A 15,974-nucleotide genomic window follows, 5' to 3' on the forward strand; every position below is an offset into this window, starting at 1 on the left:
CCCTATGGCCAGTTTTCAGCACAGATACGGTGCGCAGGAGCTTCTGCTGCGCTACGCCCGCGGACGGGTGCGGCAGTTCCCCGGCCGCCTGCTGTTCACCCTCGTGGCTTGCCTGCTGATGCTGCTGGCAGTGCCGCCGCAGGTGGCGGCCGCCGCCTTTGCCCTTTCGGTGGCCGGCGATGCCGCCGATTGCCTGCTGCTCAGCCGGGCGGAGTCGCTCTTGCACCGTGGCCTGCCGCTGCGCTGGCTGCGGCGGCTCACCGCGGCCTCCTCCTGGGTGCAGGCGCTGATGCTCTCGGCCGGGGTGGCGCTCAGCTTCTACGCCATCCCCTCCCGCCTGCACGAAGTGGCCCATAACGAGCCGCTGTTCTCCATCGGGCTCCTGTTGGGCGCCGCCATCAACGTCTGCGTGCTGCTGCCTTACCACCGCTCCGCCATCGCGCTGAAGCTGCTGACCTATGGGACACTGCCGGCGGCCTTTCTTGCCGAAGAAAGCCTGCACGGCGCCGGTGTTGCGCCTATACCGGAGCTGCACCTGGCCGGGCTGGCGCTAATCTACGCCTCCATCCTGTGGTTCCTGGCCTACGTCAACCGCAGTTTTGAACAGACCCGCAGCCAGATGCTGGCCCAGGCCACCCAGCAGGAGGAGCTGGAAGCGGCCTATACCCGGCTCTCGGAACAGCAGAAGGAAGCCCGCCAGCTGGCCCTGGTTGCCCGCAACGCCAACGACAGCGTGATCCTGATGGACCGCAAGGGCCGGATCACCTGGGTCAACGACAGTTTCACCCGCATCACCGGCTACAGCTTCGAGGAAGCCCTTGGCGAAAAGCCCGGCGACCTGCTCAACAGCGGCGACACCGATCGCGCCACCATCCGCACGCTGCAGGACTGCGTCGAGCTTTCCAAGCCCGCGCGGGTGGAGATCCGCAACCGCCGCAAGGACGGCAGGCTGATCTGGATCGAGACCAGCCAGGTGCCGATGCTCGACAGCAACGGCCGCCTGGAGACCCTGATCGCCGTGGAACGCGACATCACCTCCGCCAAGGACTACGCCGAGGAGCTGCTCCAGGCCCGCCGCGCCGCCGAGGATGGCGCCCGCGTCAAGGAAGAGTTCCTCGCCACCATGAGCCACGAGATCCGCACCCCGATGAACGGGGTGATCGGCATGGCCCAGCTCCTGCGCGACAGCCCGCTGGACGAAGAACAGCAGCTTTACACCGATACCATCCTCAGCTCCGCCGACACGCTTCTGATGCTGATCAACGATGTGCTGGATTTTTCCAAGATGGAATCCGGCCAGATCACCCTCAGCGGCACCGACTTCGGCCCGCGCATCTGCTTCGAGGAAACCATCCGCCTGCTGCACTCCCAGGCCGCGGTCAAGGGGCTGCAGCTGGCGCTGGACATCGGCGAAAGCGTACCCGCACGGCTGCATGGCGACGACCGCAGAATCCGGCAGATCCTGATGAACCTGGTTGGCAACGCGATCAAGTTCACCGAACGCGGCCGGGTGCTGGTCACCCTCGACGCGGAACCGGAAGACGAGGGATGCGGGCTGGTCTGCACCGTCTCCGACACCGGCATCGGCATTCCCCGCGACATGCAGGACCAGATCTTCGAACGCTTCTCCCAGGCCGACGCCGCGATCAGCCGCCGCTTCGGCGGCACCGGGCTCGGCCTGGCAATCTCGCGCCGCCTGGCGGAGATGATGGGCGGCACTATCACCGTTGTCTCAGAACTAGGCGTCGGCTCTTGCTTCACAGTGCGGCTGATGCTGAATCATGCCGGCACGCCGCAATCCGCCCCTGCGCTGGACACTGCGTTGGATCCTTCCGCGCCCTGCGGCGCCGAGGCCACCGCCGACGCAGCTGGCGTGCCTGGTCCCGCCCCTGCGGCGCCAGCTGCCCTGGCGGCAGCGCGCTCCAGCGGACCGGGCACACCTGGCGCCGCGTCCGCCCTGGCCGGGCTGCGGGTGCTGATCGCCGAGGACAACCAGATCAACCGGGTGCTTCTGGAGAAATTCCTGGAGGGCGCCCCCGTCACGCTCAGCTTTGCCCTCGATGGCGGCGAGGCAGTGCAAAAATTTCGCGACACCGCTCCGGACATCATCTTGATGGACATGTCGATGCCGGTGATGGACGGGCTGGAGGCAACCCGCGCGATCCGCAGCCAGGCCCGCCCGCAACCCGCTATCGTGGCGCTCACCGCCAATGCCTTCGACAGCGACCGGGACGCCTGCATCGAAGCCGGGATGGACGAATTCCTGACCAAGCCGGTTGACCGCGACCGCCTTCTCTCGGTGCTGCAGCGAATGGCCCCGCGGGCGCAGGGGCGGCGGGCAGGCTGATTTCCTTTGCCCCCGGGCGCGCGCTGTCCTATCAACCGATGACCCAATCTGCACGAGGCCGCCGGTGGATATTGCAACCCGCGTCTACAATCACAAATGGAAAATCGACCCGATCGTCCGCTCGCTGATCGACACCGATTTCTACAAACTCCTGATGTGCCAGTCGGTGTTCCGCAACAGGCAGGACACCACGGTGACCTTCTCTCTGATCAACCGCTCAAGCCATGTGCCGCTGGCCCGGCTGGTCGACGAGGGCGAACTGCGCGAACAGCTCGACCACATCCGCTCGCTGTCGCTCAGCCGCGGCGAAAGCACCTGGCTGCGCGGCAATACCTTTTACGGCAAGCGCCAGATGTTCCGCCCGGACTTCATGGAATGGTTCGAGGGGCTGCGCCTGCCGCCCTACCACCTGGAGCGAAAGGGCGACCAGTACGAACTCACGTTTGAGGGCAAGTGGCACGAGGTCATGCTGTGGGAGATTCCGGCCCTCGCCGTGCTGATGGAGCTGCGCTCACGCGCAGTGATCAACAGCATGGGCCGGTTCGAGCTGCAGGTGCTTTATGCCCGCGCAATGACCCGGGTCTGGGAGAAGATCGAGCGGCTGCGCCAGTGCGAGGGTCTCACCATCGCCGATTTCGGCACCCGCCGCCGCCACTCCTTCCTCTGGCAGGACTGGTGCGTGCAGGCAATGATGGAGGGATTGGGAAACAAGTTCACCGGCACCTCCAACTGCCTGATCGCGATGCGCCGCGAGGTGGAGGCAATCGGCACCAACGCGCATGAGCTGCCGATGGTGTATTCCGCGCTGGCCGAAAGCGACGCGGAGCTGGCCCAAGCGCCTTACGACGTGCTGTCGGACTGGCACGACGAACACGAGGGCAACCTGCGAATCATCCTGCCCGACACCTATGGCACCAAGGGTTTCCTGGACCGCGCCCCGGACTGGCTGGCCGGCTGGACCGGCATCCGCATCGACAGCGGCGACCCGGCCAAGGGCGCCGAAACCGCCATCGGCTGGTGGCGCCAGCGCGGCGAGGATCCGGCAGACAAACGGGTGATCTTCTCCGACGGGCTCGACGTGGAGCAGATCCTGGCGCTGCACGCCCGCTTCTCGGACCGCACCAAGGTTTCCTTCGGCTGGGGCACGCTGCTCACCAACGACTTCCGCGGCCTGGTCCCGGACGACGCGCTGGCGCCGTTCTCGCTGGTGTGCAAAGCGGTAGCGGCGAACGGCCGGCCAACGGTGAAGCTGTCCGACAACCCCGAGAAGGCAATGGGCCCCAAGGCCGAGATCGCACGCTACAAACGCGTGTTCGGCGTCGGCGAGCAGGAGCGCCAGGACGTCATCGTCTGAACCGGCCGGTCCGAACCAGCCCGGCGGACAATGCCTGACACAGCAGGCGGCCGCGGGGCCCGGGCACCGCCTGCATCCGGCATGCGGCGCCGCCGCTCCGGCCGCACAATCAGCAGCCACAAGGCTGCATTCCGCGCACATTCATGATCCAGGGGAGGAAGTGGTGAGCCGTGCAGGATTCGAACCTGCGACCCACTGATTAAAAGTCAGTTGCTCTACCAACTGAGCTAACGGCCCACTTCTTCGTCGCGGTCTAAGCGTTTTTCCCAAGAGGTTCAAGCGCTTATTTCGCTTCGGGCTGGCTTGGCAGCGTGTGCTGCGCTGTCCCGATAGGCGGCGTATCTAGGGGGAGTAGCACGGGGGGTCAACCCCTTTTTTCCAACTTTCTCGCGGCAAGGCTGGATTCATCATTGGCGCGGGTCTATATGCCCGCCATGAGCACTCCGGCAAATACCGCTTTCCCCTTCATGAAGATGCACGGGCTGGGCAATGACTTCGTCATTGTCGACGCGCGCGCGCACCCGGTTGAGATCACCCCGGCGCTGGCCCGGGGCATCGCGCACCGGCAGTTCGGCGTGGGGTACGACCAGCTCACGGTGATTGCGCCGGGTGAGCGCGGGGCGGACGCGCTTCTGACCTTCTACAATGCCGACGGCTCCACCTCGGCCGCCTGCGGCAACGCCACCCGCTGCGTCGCGCGCCACCTGATGGACGAGAGCGGCAAGACGGAACTGCAGCTCACCACCGGCCGCGGCACCCTGGCGGCACGGGATGCCGGCAACGGGCTCACCTCCGTCAACATGGGCCCGCCGCAGCTCGGCTGGCAGGACATCCCGCTGGCCGAGGACGTGGACACGCTGGAGCTGCCGATCGAGGGCGGTCCCACCGCCACCGGCATGGGCAACCCGCATTGCACCTTCTTCGTGGAGAACGCCGAGGTGATCCCGCTGGAGGAATTCGGCACCCGCTACGAACACCACCCGCTCTACCCCGAGCGCACCAACGTGCAGGTGGCGCAGGTGACGGGCACGGACCGCCTGCGCATGCGGGTCTGGGAGCGGGGCGTGGGCGTGACCCTGGCCTCGGGCTCCTCCTCCTGCGCCACGGCGGTTGCCGCCGCGCGCCGGGGGCTCACGGGCCGCAGGGTGCAGGTCGATCTCGACGGCGGCACCCTGTGGATCGACTGGCGCGAGGATGGCGTCTGGATGACCGGCCCCACCGCTCATGTCTTTACCGGCAGCCTCACCGCCGCCTTCCTGGAGAGCCTCGCATGAGCGTGCCCAAATTCACCACCCTCGGCTGCCGTCTGAACGCCTATGAGACCGAGGCGATGAAGGAGCTGAGCCGCGAAGCGGGCCTTACCGATGCCGTGGTGGTCAACACCTGCGCCGTCACGGCCGAGGCCGTGCGCAAGGCGCGCCAGGAGATCCGCCGCCTGGGCCGGGAAAACCCCGGCGCCCCGATCATCGTCACCGGCTGCGCCGCCCAGACCGAGCCGGAAACCTTCGCCGCGATGGAGGAGGTCACCCGCGTCATCGGCAACACCGAGAAGATGCAGGCAGATACCTGGGAACAGATCGCCAAAGGGCCGGATTTCATCGGCCGGACGGAAAAGGTGCAGGTCGACGACATCATGTCGGTGACCGAAACCGCAGGCCATCTGATCGACGGTTTCGGCACCCGCAGCCGCGCCTATGTGCAGGTGCAGAACGGCTGCGACCACCGCTGCACCTTCTGCATTATCCCCTACGGCCGCGGCAACTCGCGCTCGGTGCCCGCGGGCGTCGTCATCGACCAGATCAAACGTCTGGTGGACAAGGGCTACAACGAGGTGGTGCTGACGGGGGTCGACCTCACCTCCTGGGGCGCCGACCTACCCGCGCAGCCGCGCTTGGGCGATTTGGTGATGCGCATCCTGAAGCTGGTGCCGGATCTGCCGCGGCTGCGGATCTCCTCGATCGATTCGATCGAGGCGGACGAGAACCTGATGCAGGCCATCGCCACCGAACCGCGGCTGATGCCGCATCTGCACCTGTCGCTGCAGCATGGCGACGACCTGATCCTCAAGCGTATGGCCCGGCGCCACCTGCGCGACGACGCCATCGCCTTCTGCGAGGAAGCCCGCCGCCTGCGCCCGGAGATGACCTTCGGCGCCGACATCATCGCGGGCTTCCCGACCGAGACCGAAGCGCATTTCGAGAACTCCCTGAAGCTGGTCACCGACTGCGGCCTGACCTGGCTGCATGTCTTCCCCTACTCCAGACGCGAAGGCACCCCGGCGGCGAAGATCCCGAAACAGGTGAACGGCAAGGTGATCAAAGACCGCGCCGCCCGCCTGCGCGCGGCAGGCGACGCCCAGGTCGCACAGCATCTGGCGGACCAGCTCGGCAGAACCCACCGCATTCTGATGGAGAACCCTCACATGGGCCGTACCGAGCAGTTCACCGAAGTGACCTTCGCCGCACCCCGGAAAGAAGGCGCCATTGTCACCGCCACCATCCGCGGCGTGGCCGGCACGCAACTCGCGGCCTGATCAGGGCCTCGGGCGAGTCAGCAGACTGCTGCCGCCAGCGAGGCGGAATCGTAGAATTCCCGGCATTCGCACACTTGTCGGCCTCTGAATTTGCACACAATCGCAACCGGCGTCTCCACGCGCTTGCCCGTGGCCTTGCAGATCCAGGCCGTGACACCCAGACCCACAACGCGATCTCCTTCCGAGATCGTCTCGTGCATGGTCCAATGTTCCATTTCAAACGCGCTCGTCAGTTCACGCAGATAGCTGTGCAATTCGTCCCTGCCCGAACGCGCCGTACTGAAATCCAGGCCGTGAGCCCCTGCTGCCATGGAGTACAGCTTTATACCTTCGGTGACATAGTCATCCCACATCGCCAGATCCGCCCCTTTGCAAGCATCCCATCTTGCATAGGCTTCCCGCAATATTTCCGCGTTTGTTTGTTCCTTCACGGCCGCTCCTCCAAACTCATCCCCAATACAACCTAACCAGAGTGCACCTCTTCCGTTTTCTCCGTCAAGCGCGCCCGCAGCGCTGCCGGGACTCGGTCAACCCAAGCAAATGGCCCGCCATCCACGCTAAATTCTGACCGGGAATACCCCGAAGTGAATGCACTCAGAGCGCAGAGGGCAGCGCCCCTCCCAGTCCGCCCCACGGCCCGCCAGAGCGGACCCGCATCATTGCCGGCGGTGTTGGCTTGACGCACTGCCCCGCCCGGATAGGATACCGCCATGGCCCGGATCATCTTCCTGCACGGCGCTTCCAGCAGCGGCAAGTCATCCCTGACAGCGGCGATCCGGTCCATGTCCAGCCAGCCTTGACTGCATCTTTCCATCGACCACATGCGCGACAGCGGCGCCTGGCGGCCGCAGGACGACCCGGAGTGGCCCGCAAGCCGTGCTGCCTTCTTCGACGGCTTCCACCGGGCCGTGGCCGGATTTGCGGATAGCGGCAACGACCTGATCCTGGAACATATCCTCGACATGCCGGGCTGGCAGCCGCAGCCGCAGCTGCTGCTGGCGGGTCACAGGCTGCTGTTTACCGGCCTGCATGTGACACCTGACGTCCTCGCTGACCGGGAAAGGCAGCGCGGGGACCGGTGCGCGGGCAGCGCATTACGGGACGCGGCCGCAATACACGACGATCGGCGTTACGACATCACGCTGGATGGTTGCCGCCCCCCGCAGGAAAACGCCGCCACCCTCCTCGCAGCACTGGCCGGCAAGACCGGCCGCTCGGCTTTCTTCGCCGGCTGAAGGACCCTTCATTCACTTTCTGACCGAAAATACCCCGGGGTGAATGCGCGCGCAGCGCGCAGAGGGGCAGCGCCCCTTTTCTCCCCTCCCCCGGCGGGCCAAAAGAAAAACCCCCGCGCCATCCGGTGCGGGGGTTTCACAGTCACGGCGCGACGGCTCAGCTGATATGCTTGCCCTTGTGCGGCGCCCAAATGCGCTTGTTGGTCAGGTACAGGAGCACCGACAGCAGTGTCAGGAACAGCACGCCGACAAAGCCGGCCTGCTTGCGCGCCATCATCTTCGGCTCCGCGGTCCACATCAGGAAAGCCGACACGTCCTTGGCCATCGCCTCGACGTCGTTGGCATGGCCATCGGCAAATTCGACCTGCTCGTCCGACAAGGGCGGCGCCATCGAGATCCAGCCGCCCGGGAAGGCGGTGTTCTCATACAGTGTCACACCCGCTTCGGTCTTGGTCTCACCGGTGTAGCCCGCCAGCAGCGAGGCGATGTACTCCGCCCCGCCCATGCCCTTGAACATCTGGTTCAGGCCGAGGCCATAGGGCCCGTGGAAGCCGGCCCGCGCCTTCGCCATCATGCTGAGATCCGGCGCGCCGGCGTTGTTGTTTTCCGGGAAGTGGTCGACCGGCTTGGCCGGACGGTCCTCATCCAGGACGGGATCGTAAACGGTGAAGTTTTCCTCCGCATAAGCCCGCACCTGGTCCGCGGGCAGCTGCGGGCCGCCCTCGTCTGCGAGGGTGCGCAGCGGCACCTGCTTCAGCCCGTGGCAGGCTGCGCAAACCTCGGTGTAGACCTGCAGGCCGCGCTGCAGCTGGTTGCGGTCGTAGGCGCCGAACGGTCCCTCGAAGGAGAAATCGTAGTCCACGATATGCTGCTCGCCGCCGCCTGCAGCGTATGACGCAGCAGGGCTCAGGGCCAGAGCGAAGGCGGCACCGGTTGCCAGTTTCTTGAACATTGTCAGGTGTTCCTTCTTGTTACTCGGCGGGAGTGGCTGCAGCACTGGACTTCTTGGCCTTCTTGGCTTCGAAGTCCTCTTCGATGGTCGCGGGCTGCTGCTCCGGCTTCTCGATCACGCCGAGGAGCGGCAGGATCACCAGGAAGTAGCCGAACCAATAGGCCGATGCGATCAGCGAGAAGGAGGCATAGGGCTCTTCTGCGGGCATCGCGCCCAGCCACATCAGGGCAAAGAAGTCGACCACCAGCAGCGCGAACCACCATTTGAACATCGGCCGGTAGCGGCCCGAACGCACGCGCGAGGTGTCCAGCCAGGGCGCCAGCGCCATCGCCAGGATCGCGCCGAACATGGCGATCACGCCGAAGAACTTGGCGTCGACGATGCCGCCGGTCACGAAGGAGGCGAACTGCACCACCCAGACTTCCGATGTGAAGGCACGCAGGATCGCGTAGAACGGCAGGAAGTACCATTCCGGCACGATATGCGCAGGCGTCACCAGCGGGTTGGCTTCGATGTAGTTGTCGGGGTGGCCCAGGTAGTTCGGCATGAAGCCGACGATCGCCCAGAACACCACCAGCACCACGGCCAGGGCAAACAGGTCCTTGATCACGAAATAGGGCCAGAACGGCAGCGTGTCCTTCTCGGCCTCGGATTTCGAGCCGCGGCGCACTTCAACACCGGCGGGGTTGTTGTTGCCGGTGGTGTGGAAGGCCCAGATGTGCACGATCACCAGGCCCGCGATGACGAAGGGCAGGAGGTAGTGCAGCGAGAAGAAGCGGTTCAGGGTGGCGTTGTCCACCGCGGGTCCGCCCAGCAGCCAGGTCTGGATCGGCTCGCCGATGAAGGGAATGGCGCCGAACAGGCCGGTGATCACGGTCGCGCCCCAGAAGGACATCTGGCCCCAGGGCAGCACGTAGCCCATGAAGGCGGTGCCCATCATCAGGAGATAGATCAGCATGCCGATGATCCAGGTGATCTCGCGCGGGGCCTTGTAGGAACCGTAGTAGAGGCCGCGGAAGATATGCGCATAGACCGCAACAAAGAACAGCGAGGCGCCGTTCATGTGCAGGTAGCGGATCATGTGGCCGCCGTTCACGTTGCGCATGATGTGCTCGATCGAGGCAAAGGCCATATCGACATGCGGCGTGTAGTGCATCACCAGCACGATGCCGGTGATGATTTGCAGGGCCAGGCAGAAAGTCAGGACGATCCCCCAGATCCACATCCAGTTCAGGTTCTTGGGCGTGGGGATCATGATGGTGTCGTAGAGCAGGCCGACAATGGGAAGGCGGCTGTGCAGCCACTTTTCGGCACCGGTCTTGGGCTCGTAATGGTCGTGCGGAATACCCGACATAAGTGCCTCCGTTATCCGAGTCTGAGGGTGGTTTCGTCGACGAACTCGGCGACGGGGATGTGCAGGTTCTCCGGTGCCGGGCCTTTGCGGATGCGGCCGGCGGTGTCGTAATGCGAGCCGTGGCAGGGGCAGAACCAGCCATTGAAATCGCCTGCGCCGTCACCCAGCGGCACGCAGCCCAGGTGGGTGCAGACGCCCATCATCACCAGCCATTCGCCGGCCTCGTCCAGGGTGCGGTTCTCGTCGACTGCCGGGACGCCCGGCTTGTTGGCGTTCTCCGCCAGCGGGTCGATCAGCTCGCTCACGTCCACCTGGCGGGCTTCTTCGATCTCTTCCGGGGTGCGGCGGCGGATGAACACCGGCTTGCCCAGGAACATCACGGAGATCTGTGTGCCGACTTCCACGCCGCTGATGTCGACCAGGATCGAGGACAGCGCCTTCACGTCAGCCGAGGGGTTCATCTGGTTGACCAGCGGCCAAACGGCGGCGCCCGCGGTCACTGCCCCGGCGCCGGCAGTGGCGTAGTAGAGGAAATCTCTCCGGGTTCCTTCGTTGTCTTCTGCGTGGGACACGAGGTTTTCTCCAATTCCAGCGCCCGTTTAGGGCAAACATGCGCATGCACCGCGATCGCTCGCGGTGGCTCTGGCGCGGTATCTAGCGGGGAGAACAGCTTTCGTCCAGCGCTCAAAGGCGCGCAGAAAGACGCAGCCCTCGGATTATGCTGCGTCTTTGCGACAGTTTCACCCCCATGTTGGCCCGGCCCTTGCGGAATTCAAGGGCCGGGGCACCGCTTTGCTCAGGCAGCGGGCGGTTTCGTTGCCTGCATGGAGGCGCGCGATTCGAACCCGTCGAACCAGTCTGCCAGCGCGCCGCAGCGCTGCCGCCAGCCGGTTTCGGGGTGGCGGAAATCCAGATAGGCGAGCGCACAGGCGGTGGCGATCTGGCCGATATCCAGCTTGCCCTGCAGATGGCTCATCCAGCGCGCTTCCAGCGTTGCGCAGCCATCCAGCACCTTGGCCTTCTGGCCCTCCAGCCACTCGTCCCAGCGCTTGTCCTCCGGCCGCAGGCGCTTCTCGTAGGACATCAGCACGGCCGCGTCCATGATGCCGTCGGCGGTGGCCTCCAGCACCTTGCTGTCCCAGCCGCGGCCGTAGAGCCCGCTGCTGCCGCGCGCATCCAGATAGGCGCAGATCACCCGGCTGTCGTAAAGCGCAGGCCCGTCCCCGCGCTCCAGCACCGGGATCTTGCCCAGCGGGTTGGCCGCGCGCACGTCCGGGCTCGGCGCCACTGGGGTTGTCGCCGCGGCCTCCAGCGTCACATCCGCCAGCTGGCCGGTTTCGTGCAGCAATACCAGCACCTTGCGCACGAAGGGCGAGGTTTGTGAGTAAATCAGTTTCAATCAATCTCTCCTTGTTGTGTCAGTTATTTCAGCTGCTGCTTCCGGGCGTTGCAGGCTCCGCCCGCGCGGCGCGCATCAGCGCGGCCAGCTCGGCGAGGCCCGCCCCCAAGCCCTGTTCCGCCGACGCTGCGGCCCTCATGCGGACATCGTGCGGCTTGTTCTGATTCAGCTTCCAGGTGCCCTCGACCGCGCTGATCCGCATCTGCACCGGCACGATCATCCGCATGAGCCGCGCCAGCGCCTCCGCATCCATCTTGGCCGCGCTCCAGGCCGGTTTCGGCGCCAGCCGCGCCTCGTAAAAGGCCGACTGGCGGTCCAGCAGGCTGCGCAGCCCGCTCTCCGGGCGCAGCTCCAGTTCGCCGTTCAGATGCACCGCAACGTAGTTCCAGGTCGGCACTTGATCCGCCAGCCCGTACCAGTCGGGCGAAATATAGCCATCCGGTCCGCTCACCGCGAGCCTGGCCGCCCGAGGCACCTTCAGGGCGCGCACGATGGGATTGGATCGCATAAGGTGCAGCTCAGCCCACGCGCCGTCATCCGACAGCAGGAAGGGGACATGGCTCAGCATGGGCGCCGCCCCCCCGCCGCCGCTGACCGCCAGTACGCCAAAGGCCCGCTCGCGCGCAAAGGACAGGTTCGCGGCGTCATCCGCATCATGAAATACCGGGTTGGGGTGCATCGGCGCCGCTCCTTTCTCGCGAGTCTTGAAATCTCCGCGCCGCCTTGGCAAGCTCCATCTTGTTCTCAGGGCGGGGCGGAATTCCCCACCGGCGGTATGCGGGCATTGACCCGCGAGCCCGCGAGCGGCTTCCGGTGTCCGGGTTTCCCCGGGGTTGGGAGTGTCAGCAGATCTGGTGAGAGGCCAGAGCCGACGGTTACAGTCCGGATGGAAGAGAACGTGCGAAGTGCCGCGCCAGAGGTGCGCGCCTTCGCTCGTGATCGCCTTGGGTGACGTGTCAGAACCAAAGGAGAGATCACGATGACACACACCCGCTATGCCTTTATCAAGGCCAACTGGCATTCGGATATCGTGGACCGCGCGCTCGACGGCTTCCTCGAACGCATTCCGGCGGAGCAGGTCGATGTCTTCGACGTGCCCGGCGCGTTCGAGATGCCCTTGCTGGCGCAGGGACTGGCCCGGACCGGCCGCTACGCCGCGGTGGCCTGCGCGGCCTTCGTGGTGGATGGCGGCATCTACCGGCATGATTTCGTGGCGCAGGCCGTAGTCGACGGGCTGATGCGCGCCGGGATGGAGACCGGCGTGCCGGTGCTCTCGGTCTCGCTGACCCCGCATCAGTTCCAGGAGACCGCGCATCACAACGCCATCTACCGCGCGCATTTCGTGGAGAAGGGGCGCGAGGCAGCCAATGCCGCGCTGATGATAACCCGGACGCGGGAGCAGGCGCAGGCCGCGGCAAAGTCCGCGGTTGAAGCCGCCTGATCCTGCCCCGGGCCGGTCCTAGCCCAGATACGCCTTCAACGCCGGCGGCGGATTGTCCAGCAGCGCCGCCGCCGGCTCCGGCGCATGGGCCACGCCCTCGGCCACCAGCACCACCTGATCCGCGATCCGGCGCGCATCGCCCGGGTCGTGGCTCACCATCAGCACCGTCGCCCCGCTTTCGCGGGCCAACTCCGCCACCAGGTCCAGCATCTCCGCCTTCAGCGCCGGGCCCAGTGCGGCAAAGGGCTCGTCCAGCAGCAGGATATCGCGCCCCTGCACCAGCACCCGCGCCAGCGCCACCCGGCTCTGCTGCCCCCCGGAAAGCGCCGCGGGCTCGCGCGCGCCCATGCCGCCCAGCCCGACGCGCGCAAGGGCGGTCTCGACCCGCTGCCGGTCTTCAAGCGAAAGCCGCAACCCGGCGCTGATCCCCAGCGCCACGTTCTGCGCGACGCTCAGATGCGGAAACAGGTTGCCGTCCTGAAACAGCATCGCCACCGGCCGCTTGCCCGGCGGCACCCGGCTGAGGTCGGCGCCCCGCCACAGGATGCGCCCGTGCTCCAGCGGCAGGAAGCCGGCCACCGCCTCCACCAGCGTGGACTTGCCCGCCCCCGACGGCCCGATCACCGCAACGCAAGCGCCCGGCTCAACTGAAAAATCGGCGTCCACGGTGTAGCTGCCGTTCAAAATGCGGCAGTTCTCAAGCTTCAGCATGCCAGCGCCCTCCGCGGTCCAGTATCCAGAACAGCGCCATCGACAGCAGGAGCAGCAGCAGCGCCGCGCCGGAGGCCGCCTCCATCCGGTAGGCCCCCATCAGCCGGTAGATCTGCAACGGCAGGGTCGCAAACTCCGGATCGGCAAACAGCGCCACCACGCCCAGGTCTCCCATCGACAGCGCCGCACCAAGCCCGGCGGCAAAGCCGGTCTGCGCCCGCATCCGCGGCAAGTAGACCCTGCGGACAAAATCCCAGCCCCGAAGGTCCAGCGACAGCGACAGGCGGCCGTAGCGCGCCAGCACCTCCCGCGCCCGCGGCACCAGGATGCGCAGCGCAAAGGGCAGCGCCATCACCGCATTGACCAGCGCCGTCACCGGCAGCGCCAGCGCGAACGGGTCCGCCACGGGATGGATCAGCACGAACAGCCCGGTGCCGATCACCAGGGGCGAGGCCGCAAGACCCAGGATGCCCGCCAGCTCGCTCACGCCGCCGCGCCCCAGCGCAGCCGCTGCCGCCATCGGCAGCGCCAGCGCCAGCAGCACGCCGGTGCTGACCGCCGCCACCAGCAGCGAGGTGCCCGCCGCCTGCCACACCGAAAGCGGCAGACCGGCAACCGCGGGCAGCCCGGCCAGCACGATCGCCGCCAGCGGCAGCAGCAGGAACGCTGCCGCCAGCACGATCCACACGCCGTCATGCAGGCGCGCAAACACCCCCTGCCCGTCCCAGCGCCGCACACTGCGGTCGAGCCCGCCGCCAAACCCCTCGCCCGCCGCGGCCCGCAGCGCCAGAAGCGCCGCCGCACCGGTCAGCAGCAGCTGGACCGCCGACAGCAGCGCCGCCCGGCCAAGGTCGAAGTCGAAGCGGAACGCCTGGTAGATCGCCAGCTCCACCGTCGTCGCCCGCGGCCCGCCGCCCAGTGTCAGCGCCACCGCAAAACTGGACAGGCAGATGGCAAAGACCACCGCCAGCGCCCCCGGCACCACGCTGCGCAGCATCGGCGCTTCCAACAAACGCCACATCGCCCGCGGTCCCGCATCCAGCTGAGCGGCCAGGCGGAACCGCTCGGCCGGGATCTCCTGCCAGGCCTGCAGGATCAGCCGCGTCGCCAGCGGCAGGTTGAAGAAGACATGCGCGAGCACCACCCCGTGCAGCCCGTAGATCTGCACGGGCTCCAGGCCGAAGATGCGCAAGACGGCGCTCAGCCAGCCTGCCCGGCCAAACACCGCCAGAAGCCCCAGCACCGCCACGATCACCGGCAGGATGAAAGGCGCCCCCAGCAGCGCAACCAGCAGCCGCCGCCCGGCAAACCGCCGCCGCGCCAGCGCGCGGGCCACCGGCACCGCCAGCGCAACGCTCAAGGCGGCCGACAGCGCCGCCTGCGTGAGCGTAAACCGCAGGGCCGCCCAGTCGGCAGCCCCCAGCCCGCGCCCGGCCTCGGCCCTGAGCGCCACCGCCGCCAGCGTGCCCAGGATCAGCGCGGCCACCAGGGCAGCCGCGCCCAGCCCCGGTACGGCGCTTACTGGCTGAGCGCGTTCAGCCATTCGTCCAGCGCCGCATCGCGCAGCGCCGCGGCCTCGTCCTCATCCAGCAAAAGCGCCTTGCCGGGCTCGATCAAGGTCTCGAACCCCGCGGGCAGCCCCGCCTCCGGCATCACCGCCGGGTACATCCAGTTGGTGGTCGGAATGACCGACTGGAAAGCGTCCGACACCATGAACTCCAGAAACTGGTCCGCCAGCTCCGGCTGGTCGCTCGCCGCCAGCTTGCCGGCAACCTCGACCTGCAGGTAGTGACCCTCGCCAAAGGGAGCCGCCGCCTTGGAGCCATCCTCCTCGGCAATCAGGTGATAAGCGGGCGAGGTGGTGTAGGACAGCACCATGTCCGCCTCGCCTTCCAGAAACATGCCGTAGGCCTCGGACCAGCCCTTGGTGACGGTGACGATATTGTCCGCCAGCCCTTCCCAGATCTGCGGCGCCTCATCGCCATAGGCGGCCTTCACCCACATCAGAAGCCCCAGGCCGGGGGTGGAGGAACGCGGATCCTGAATCACGATTTTCCTGTCGCTCGCGGCGAGCTCCCGGAAGCCGGCGGGCGCGTCCGCATCTGCCTCGTGCACAAAGGCGAAATAACCCCAGTCATAAGGCACAAAGGTCTCATCCGCCCACGCCACCGGCAGCGTGTAGCTGGCACGCACCGAATGCTCCGCAAACAGCCCGCTCTCCTTGGCCGCCGCGGTGAGGTTGGTGTCGAGCCCCAGCACCACATCCGCGTCCGAACGCTTGCCCTCCAGCTTCACCCGCGCCAGCAGGGCTGCGCCATCTCCGGCGCCGACCAGCTTCAGGTCGCAGCCGCAGGTCTCTTCAAACGCCTTCTCCACCGCCGGGCCCGGGCCCCAGTCGGAGATAAAGCTGTCATAGGTATAAACGACCAGTTCGGGCGTTTCGGCATAAGCCGCCGACGCGCCGAGCAGTCCCGCTGCAAAAACAAGATGTTTCATGGCATCCTCCTTTGCGGCATCGGGCAAGGGTGGAATGCGTCCAGTACCTTCCCTCCGCCGGTGTGAGCCGGTTCAGGTTCAACGGGTGTGATCTCAGCGCTGCCGCGCACCCCGAGGTGGCGCAGACCCTAGGCGCGTGCGCAGATAAAGAC

At 66.6% G+C, this 15,974-nt stretch carries 14 protein-coding genes, 1 tRNA gene, 1 pseudogene and 2 riboswitches; of the genes and pseudogenes, 6 read left to right on the forward strand and 10 right to left on the reverse strand.

Features of this window, described 5'->3' with window-relative positions:
* The first annotated feature begins 4 nt into the window (after window positions 1-4).
* On the forward strand, window positions 5-2,347 hold the full coding sequence (locus tag ACOHX0_RS01820; protein ID WP_420674927.1) for a PAS domain-containing hybrid sensor histidine kinase/response regulator: 2,343 nt from the start codon (window positions 5-7) through the stop codon (window positions 2,345-2,347).
* Between the two features lie 64 nt (window positions 2,348-2,411).
* Window positions 2,412-3,701: a nicotinate phosphoribosyltransferase gene (gene pncB, locus ACOHX0_RS01825; RefSeq protein WP_420674928.1), complete on the forward strand. Its 1,290-nt coding sequence runs from the start codon at window positions 2,412-2,414 to the stop codon at window positions 3,699-3,701.
* 161 nt (window positions 3,702-3,862) lie between these two features.
* On the opposite strand, the gene ACOHX0_RS01830 is transcribed toward pncB, so the two are convergent.
* Window positions 3,863-3,938: transfer RNA gene (locus ACOHX0_RS01830), tRNA-Lys, on the reverse strand.
* A 188-nt stretch (window positions 3,939-4,126) separates the two neighbouring features.
* On the opposite strand from ACOHX0_RS01830, the gene dapF reads away from it, so the two are divergent.
* Both dapF and mtaB read left to right on the forward strand, forming a co-directional pair.
* A complete protein-coding gene (gene dapF, locus ACOHX0_RS01835; protein WP_420675208.1) occupies window positions 4,127-4,975 on the forward strand; it encodes a diaminopimelate epimerase in 849 nt (282 codons plus the stop codon).
* The gene (gene mtaB / locus ACOHX0_RS01840; protein WP_420674929.1) at window positions 4,972-6,234 is read left to right on the forward strand and encodes a tRNA (N(6)-L-threonylcarbamoyladenosine(37)-C(2))-methylthiotransferase MtaB; all 1,263 of its coding nucleotides are present in this window, start codon (window positions 4,972-4,974) and stop codon (window positions 6,232-6,234) included. The genes dapF and mtaB overlap by 4 nt, the downstream gene beginning before the upstream one ends.
* A 17-nt stretch (window positions 6,235-6,251) precedes the next feature.
* Here the strand turns inward: mtaB and ACOHX0_RS01845 are convergent, their stop codons facing one another.
* The gene (locus ACOHX0_RS01845; RefSeq protein ID WP_420674930.1) at window positions 6,252-6,665 is read right to left on the reverse strand and encodes a nuclear transport factor 2 family protein; all 414 of its coding nucleotides are present in this window, start codon (window positions 6,663-6,665) and stop codon (window positions 6,252-6,254) included.
* 279 nt (window positions 6,666-6,944) lie between these two features.
* Between ACOHX0_RS01845 and ACOHX0_RS01850 the strand changes: the two are divergent.
* A pseudogene (locus ACOHX0_RS01850) lies at window positions 6,945-7,469 on the forward strand (chloramphenicol phosphotransferase CPT family protein).
* A 157-nt stretch (window positions 7,470-7,626) separates the two neighbouring features.
* On the opposite strand, the gene ACOHX0_RS01855 reads toward ACOHX0_RS01850, so the two are convergent.
* The 5 genes from ACOHX0_RS01855 to ACOHX0_RS01875 form a co-directional block, all read right to left on the reverse strand.
* Window positions 7,627-8,421, reverse strand: a complete 795-nt coding sequence (locus ACOHX0_RS01855) for a cytochrome c1 (protein ID WP_420674931.1) — start codon at window positions 8,419-8,421, stop codon at window positions 7,627-7,629.
* A gap of 19 nt (window positions 8,422-8,440) precedes the next feature.
* Complete coding sequence (gene petB, locus ACOHX0_RS01860) at window positions 8,441-9,775, reverse strand: cytochrome b (protein WP_420674932.1); 1,335 nt, start codon at window positions 9,773-9,775, stop codon at window positions 8,441-8,443.
* Window positions 9,776-9,786: 11 nt separating this feature from the next.
* Window positions 9,787-10,347: a ubiquinol-cytochrome c reductase iron-sulfur subunit gene (gene petA, locus ACOHX0_RS01865; RefSeq protein WP_420674934.1), complete on the reverse strand. Its 561-nt coding sequence runs from the start codon at window positions 10,345-10,347 to the stop codon at window positions 9,787-9,789.
* A gap of 224 nt (window positions 10,348-10,571) precedes the next feature.
* Window positions 10,572-11,174, reverse strand: a complete 603-nt coding sequence (locus ACOHX0_RS01870) for a glutathione S-transferase (RefSeq protein WP_420674935.1) — start codon at window positions 11,172-11,174, stop codon at window positions 10,572-10,574.
* A 28-nt stretch (window positions 11,175-11,202) separates the two neighbouring features.
* Window positions 11,203-11,853, reverse strand: coding sequence for an FMN-binding negative transcriptional regulator (locus tag ACOHX0_RS01875; RefSeq protein WP_420674936.1), 651 nt, complete (start codon window positions 11,851-11,853; stop codon window positions 11,203-11,205).
* 57 nt (window positions 11,854-11,910) lie between these two features.
* A riboswitch (FMN riboswitch) is annotated at window positions 11,911-12,076 on the forward strand.
* A 77-nt stretch (window positions 12,077-12,153) separates the two neighbouring features.
* Between ACOHX0_RS01875 and ACOHX0_RS01880 the strand changes: the two genes are divergently transcribed.
* Window positions 12,154-12,615 carry a 6,7-dimethyl-8-ribityllumazine synthase gene (locus ACOHX0_RS01880; RefSeq protein ID WP_420674937.1) on the forward strand — a complete coding sequence of 154 codons (462 nt, stop codon included), beginning with the start codon at window positions 12,154-12,156 and terminating at the stop codon, window positions 12,613-12,615.
* Between the two features lie 18 nt (window positions 12,616-12,633).
* Here the strand turns inward: ACOHX0_RS01880 and ACOHX0_RS01885 are convergent, their stop codons facing one another.
* Genes ACOHX0_RS01885 through thiB form a run of 3 tightly spaced genes read right to left on the reverse strand, consistent with a single transcriptional unit; the run spans window position 12,634 to window position 15,822 of the window.
* Entirely contained in the window at window positions 12,634-13,326 is a 693-nt protein-coding gene (locus ACOHX0_RS01885) for a thiamine ABC transporter ATP-binding protein (RefSeq protein ID WP_420674938.1), read from the reverse strand.
* Entirely contained in the window at window positions 13,313-14,869 is a 1,557-nt protein-coding gene (locus tag ACOHX0_RS01890) for an ABC transporter permease family protein (RefSeq protein WP_420674939.1), read from the reverse strand. Before ACOHX0_RS01890 ends, ACOHX0_RS01885 begins: the two co-directional genes overlap by 14 nt.
* Window positions 14,845-15,822, reverse strand: a complete 978-nt coding sequence (thiB, locus tag ACOHX0_RS01895; RefSeq protein WP_420674940.1) for a thiamine ABC transporter substrate binding subunit — start codon at window positions 15,820-15,822, stop codon at window positions 14,845-14,847. The genes ACOHX0_RS01890 and thiB overlap by 25 nt, the downstream gene beginning before the upstream one ends.
* Before the next feature lie 32 nt (window positions 15,823-15,854).
* Window positions 15,855-15,946: riboswitch (TPP riboswitch) on the reverse strand.
* Window positions 15,947-15,974: the final 28 nt, after the last annotated feature.

It is taken from the genome of Cribrihabitans pelagius, assembly GCF_048820915.1.
Taxonomy (GTDB): Bacteria; Pseudomonadota; Alphaproteobacteria; order Rhodobacterales; family Rhodobacteraceae; genus Cribrihabitans_A; species Cribrihabitans_A pelagius.

What these genes read in the sequence shown, in the direction of transcription:
- ACOHX0_RS01880 (WP_420674937.1), top strand. Translation starts at nt 12,154, where the DNA reads ATGACACACACCCGCTATGCCTTTATCAAGGCCAACTGGCATTCGGAT.
- ACOHX0_RS01820 (WP_420674927.1), top strand. Translation starts at nt 5, where the DNA reads ATGGCCAGTTTTCAGCACAGATACGGTGCGCAGGAGCTTCTGCTGCGC.
- dapF (WP_420675208.1), top strand. Translation starts at nt 4,127, where the DNA reads ATGCCCGCCATGAGCACTCCGGCAAATACCGCTTTCCCCTTCATGAAG.
- petB (WP_420674932.1), bottom strand. Translation starts at nt 9,775, where the DNA reads ATGTCGGGTATTCCGCACGACCATTACGAGCCCAAGACCGGTGCCGAA.
- ACOHX0_RS01885 (WP_420674938.1), bottom strand. Translation starts at nt 13,326, where the DNA reads ATGCTGAAGCTTGAGAACTGCCGCATTTTGAACGGCAGCTACACCGTG.
- thiB (WP_420674940.1), bottom strand. Translation starts at nt 15,822, where the DNA reads ATGAAACATCTTGTTTTTGCAGCGGGACTGCTCGGCGCGTCGGCGGCT.
- ACOHX0_RS01855 (WP_420674931.1), bottom strand. Translation starts at nt 8,421, where the DNA reads ATGTTCAAGAAACTGGCAACCGGTGCCGCCTTCGCTCTGGCCCTGAGC.
- ACOHX0_RS01890 (WP_420674939.1), bottom strand. Translation starts at nt 14,869, where the DNA reads ATGGCTGAACGCGCTCAGCCAGTAAGCGCCGTACCGGGGCTGGGCGCG.
- mtaB (WP_420674929.1), top strand. Translation starts at nt 4,972, where the DNA reads ATGAGCGTGCCCAAATTCACCACCCTCGGCTGCCGTCTGAACGCCTAT.
- ACOHX0_RS01875 (WP_420674936.1), bottom strand. Translation starts at nt 11,853, where the DNA reads ATGCACCCCAACCCGGTATTTCATGATGCGGATGACGCCGCGAACCTG.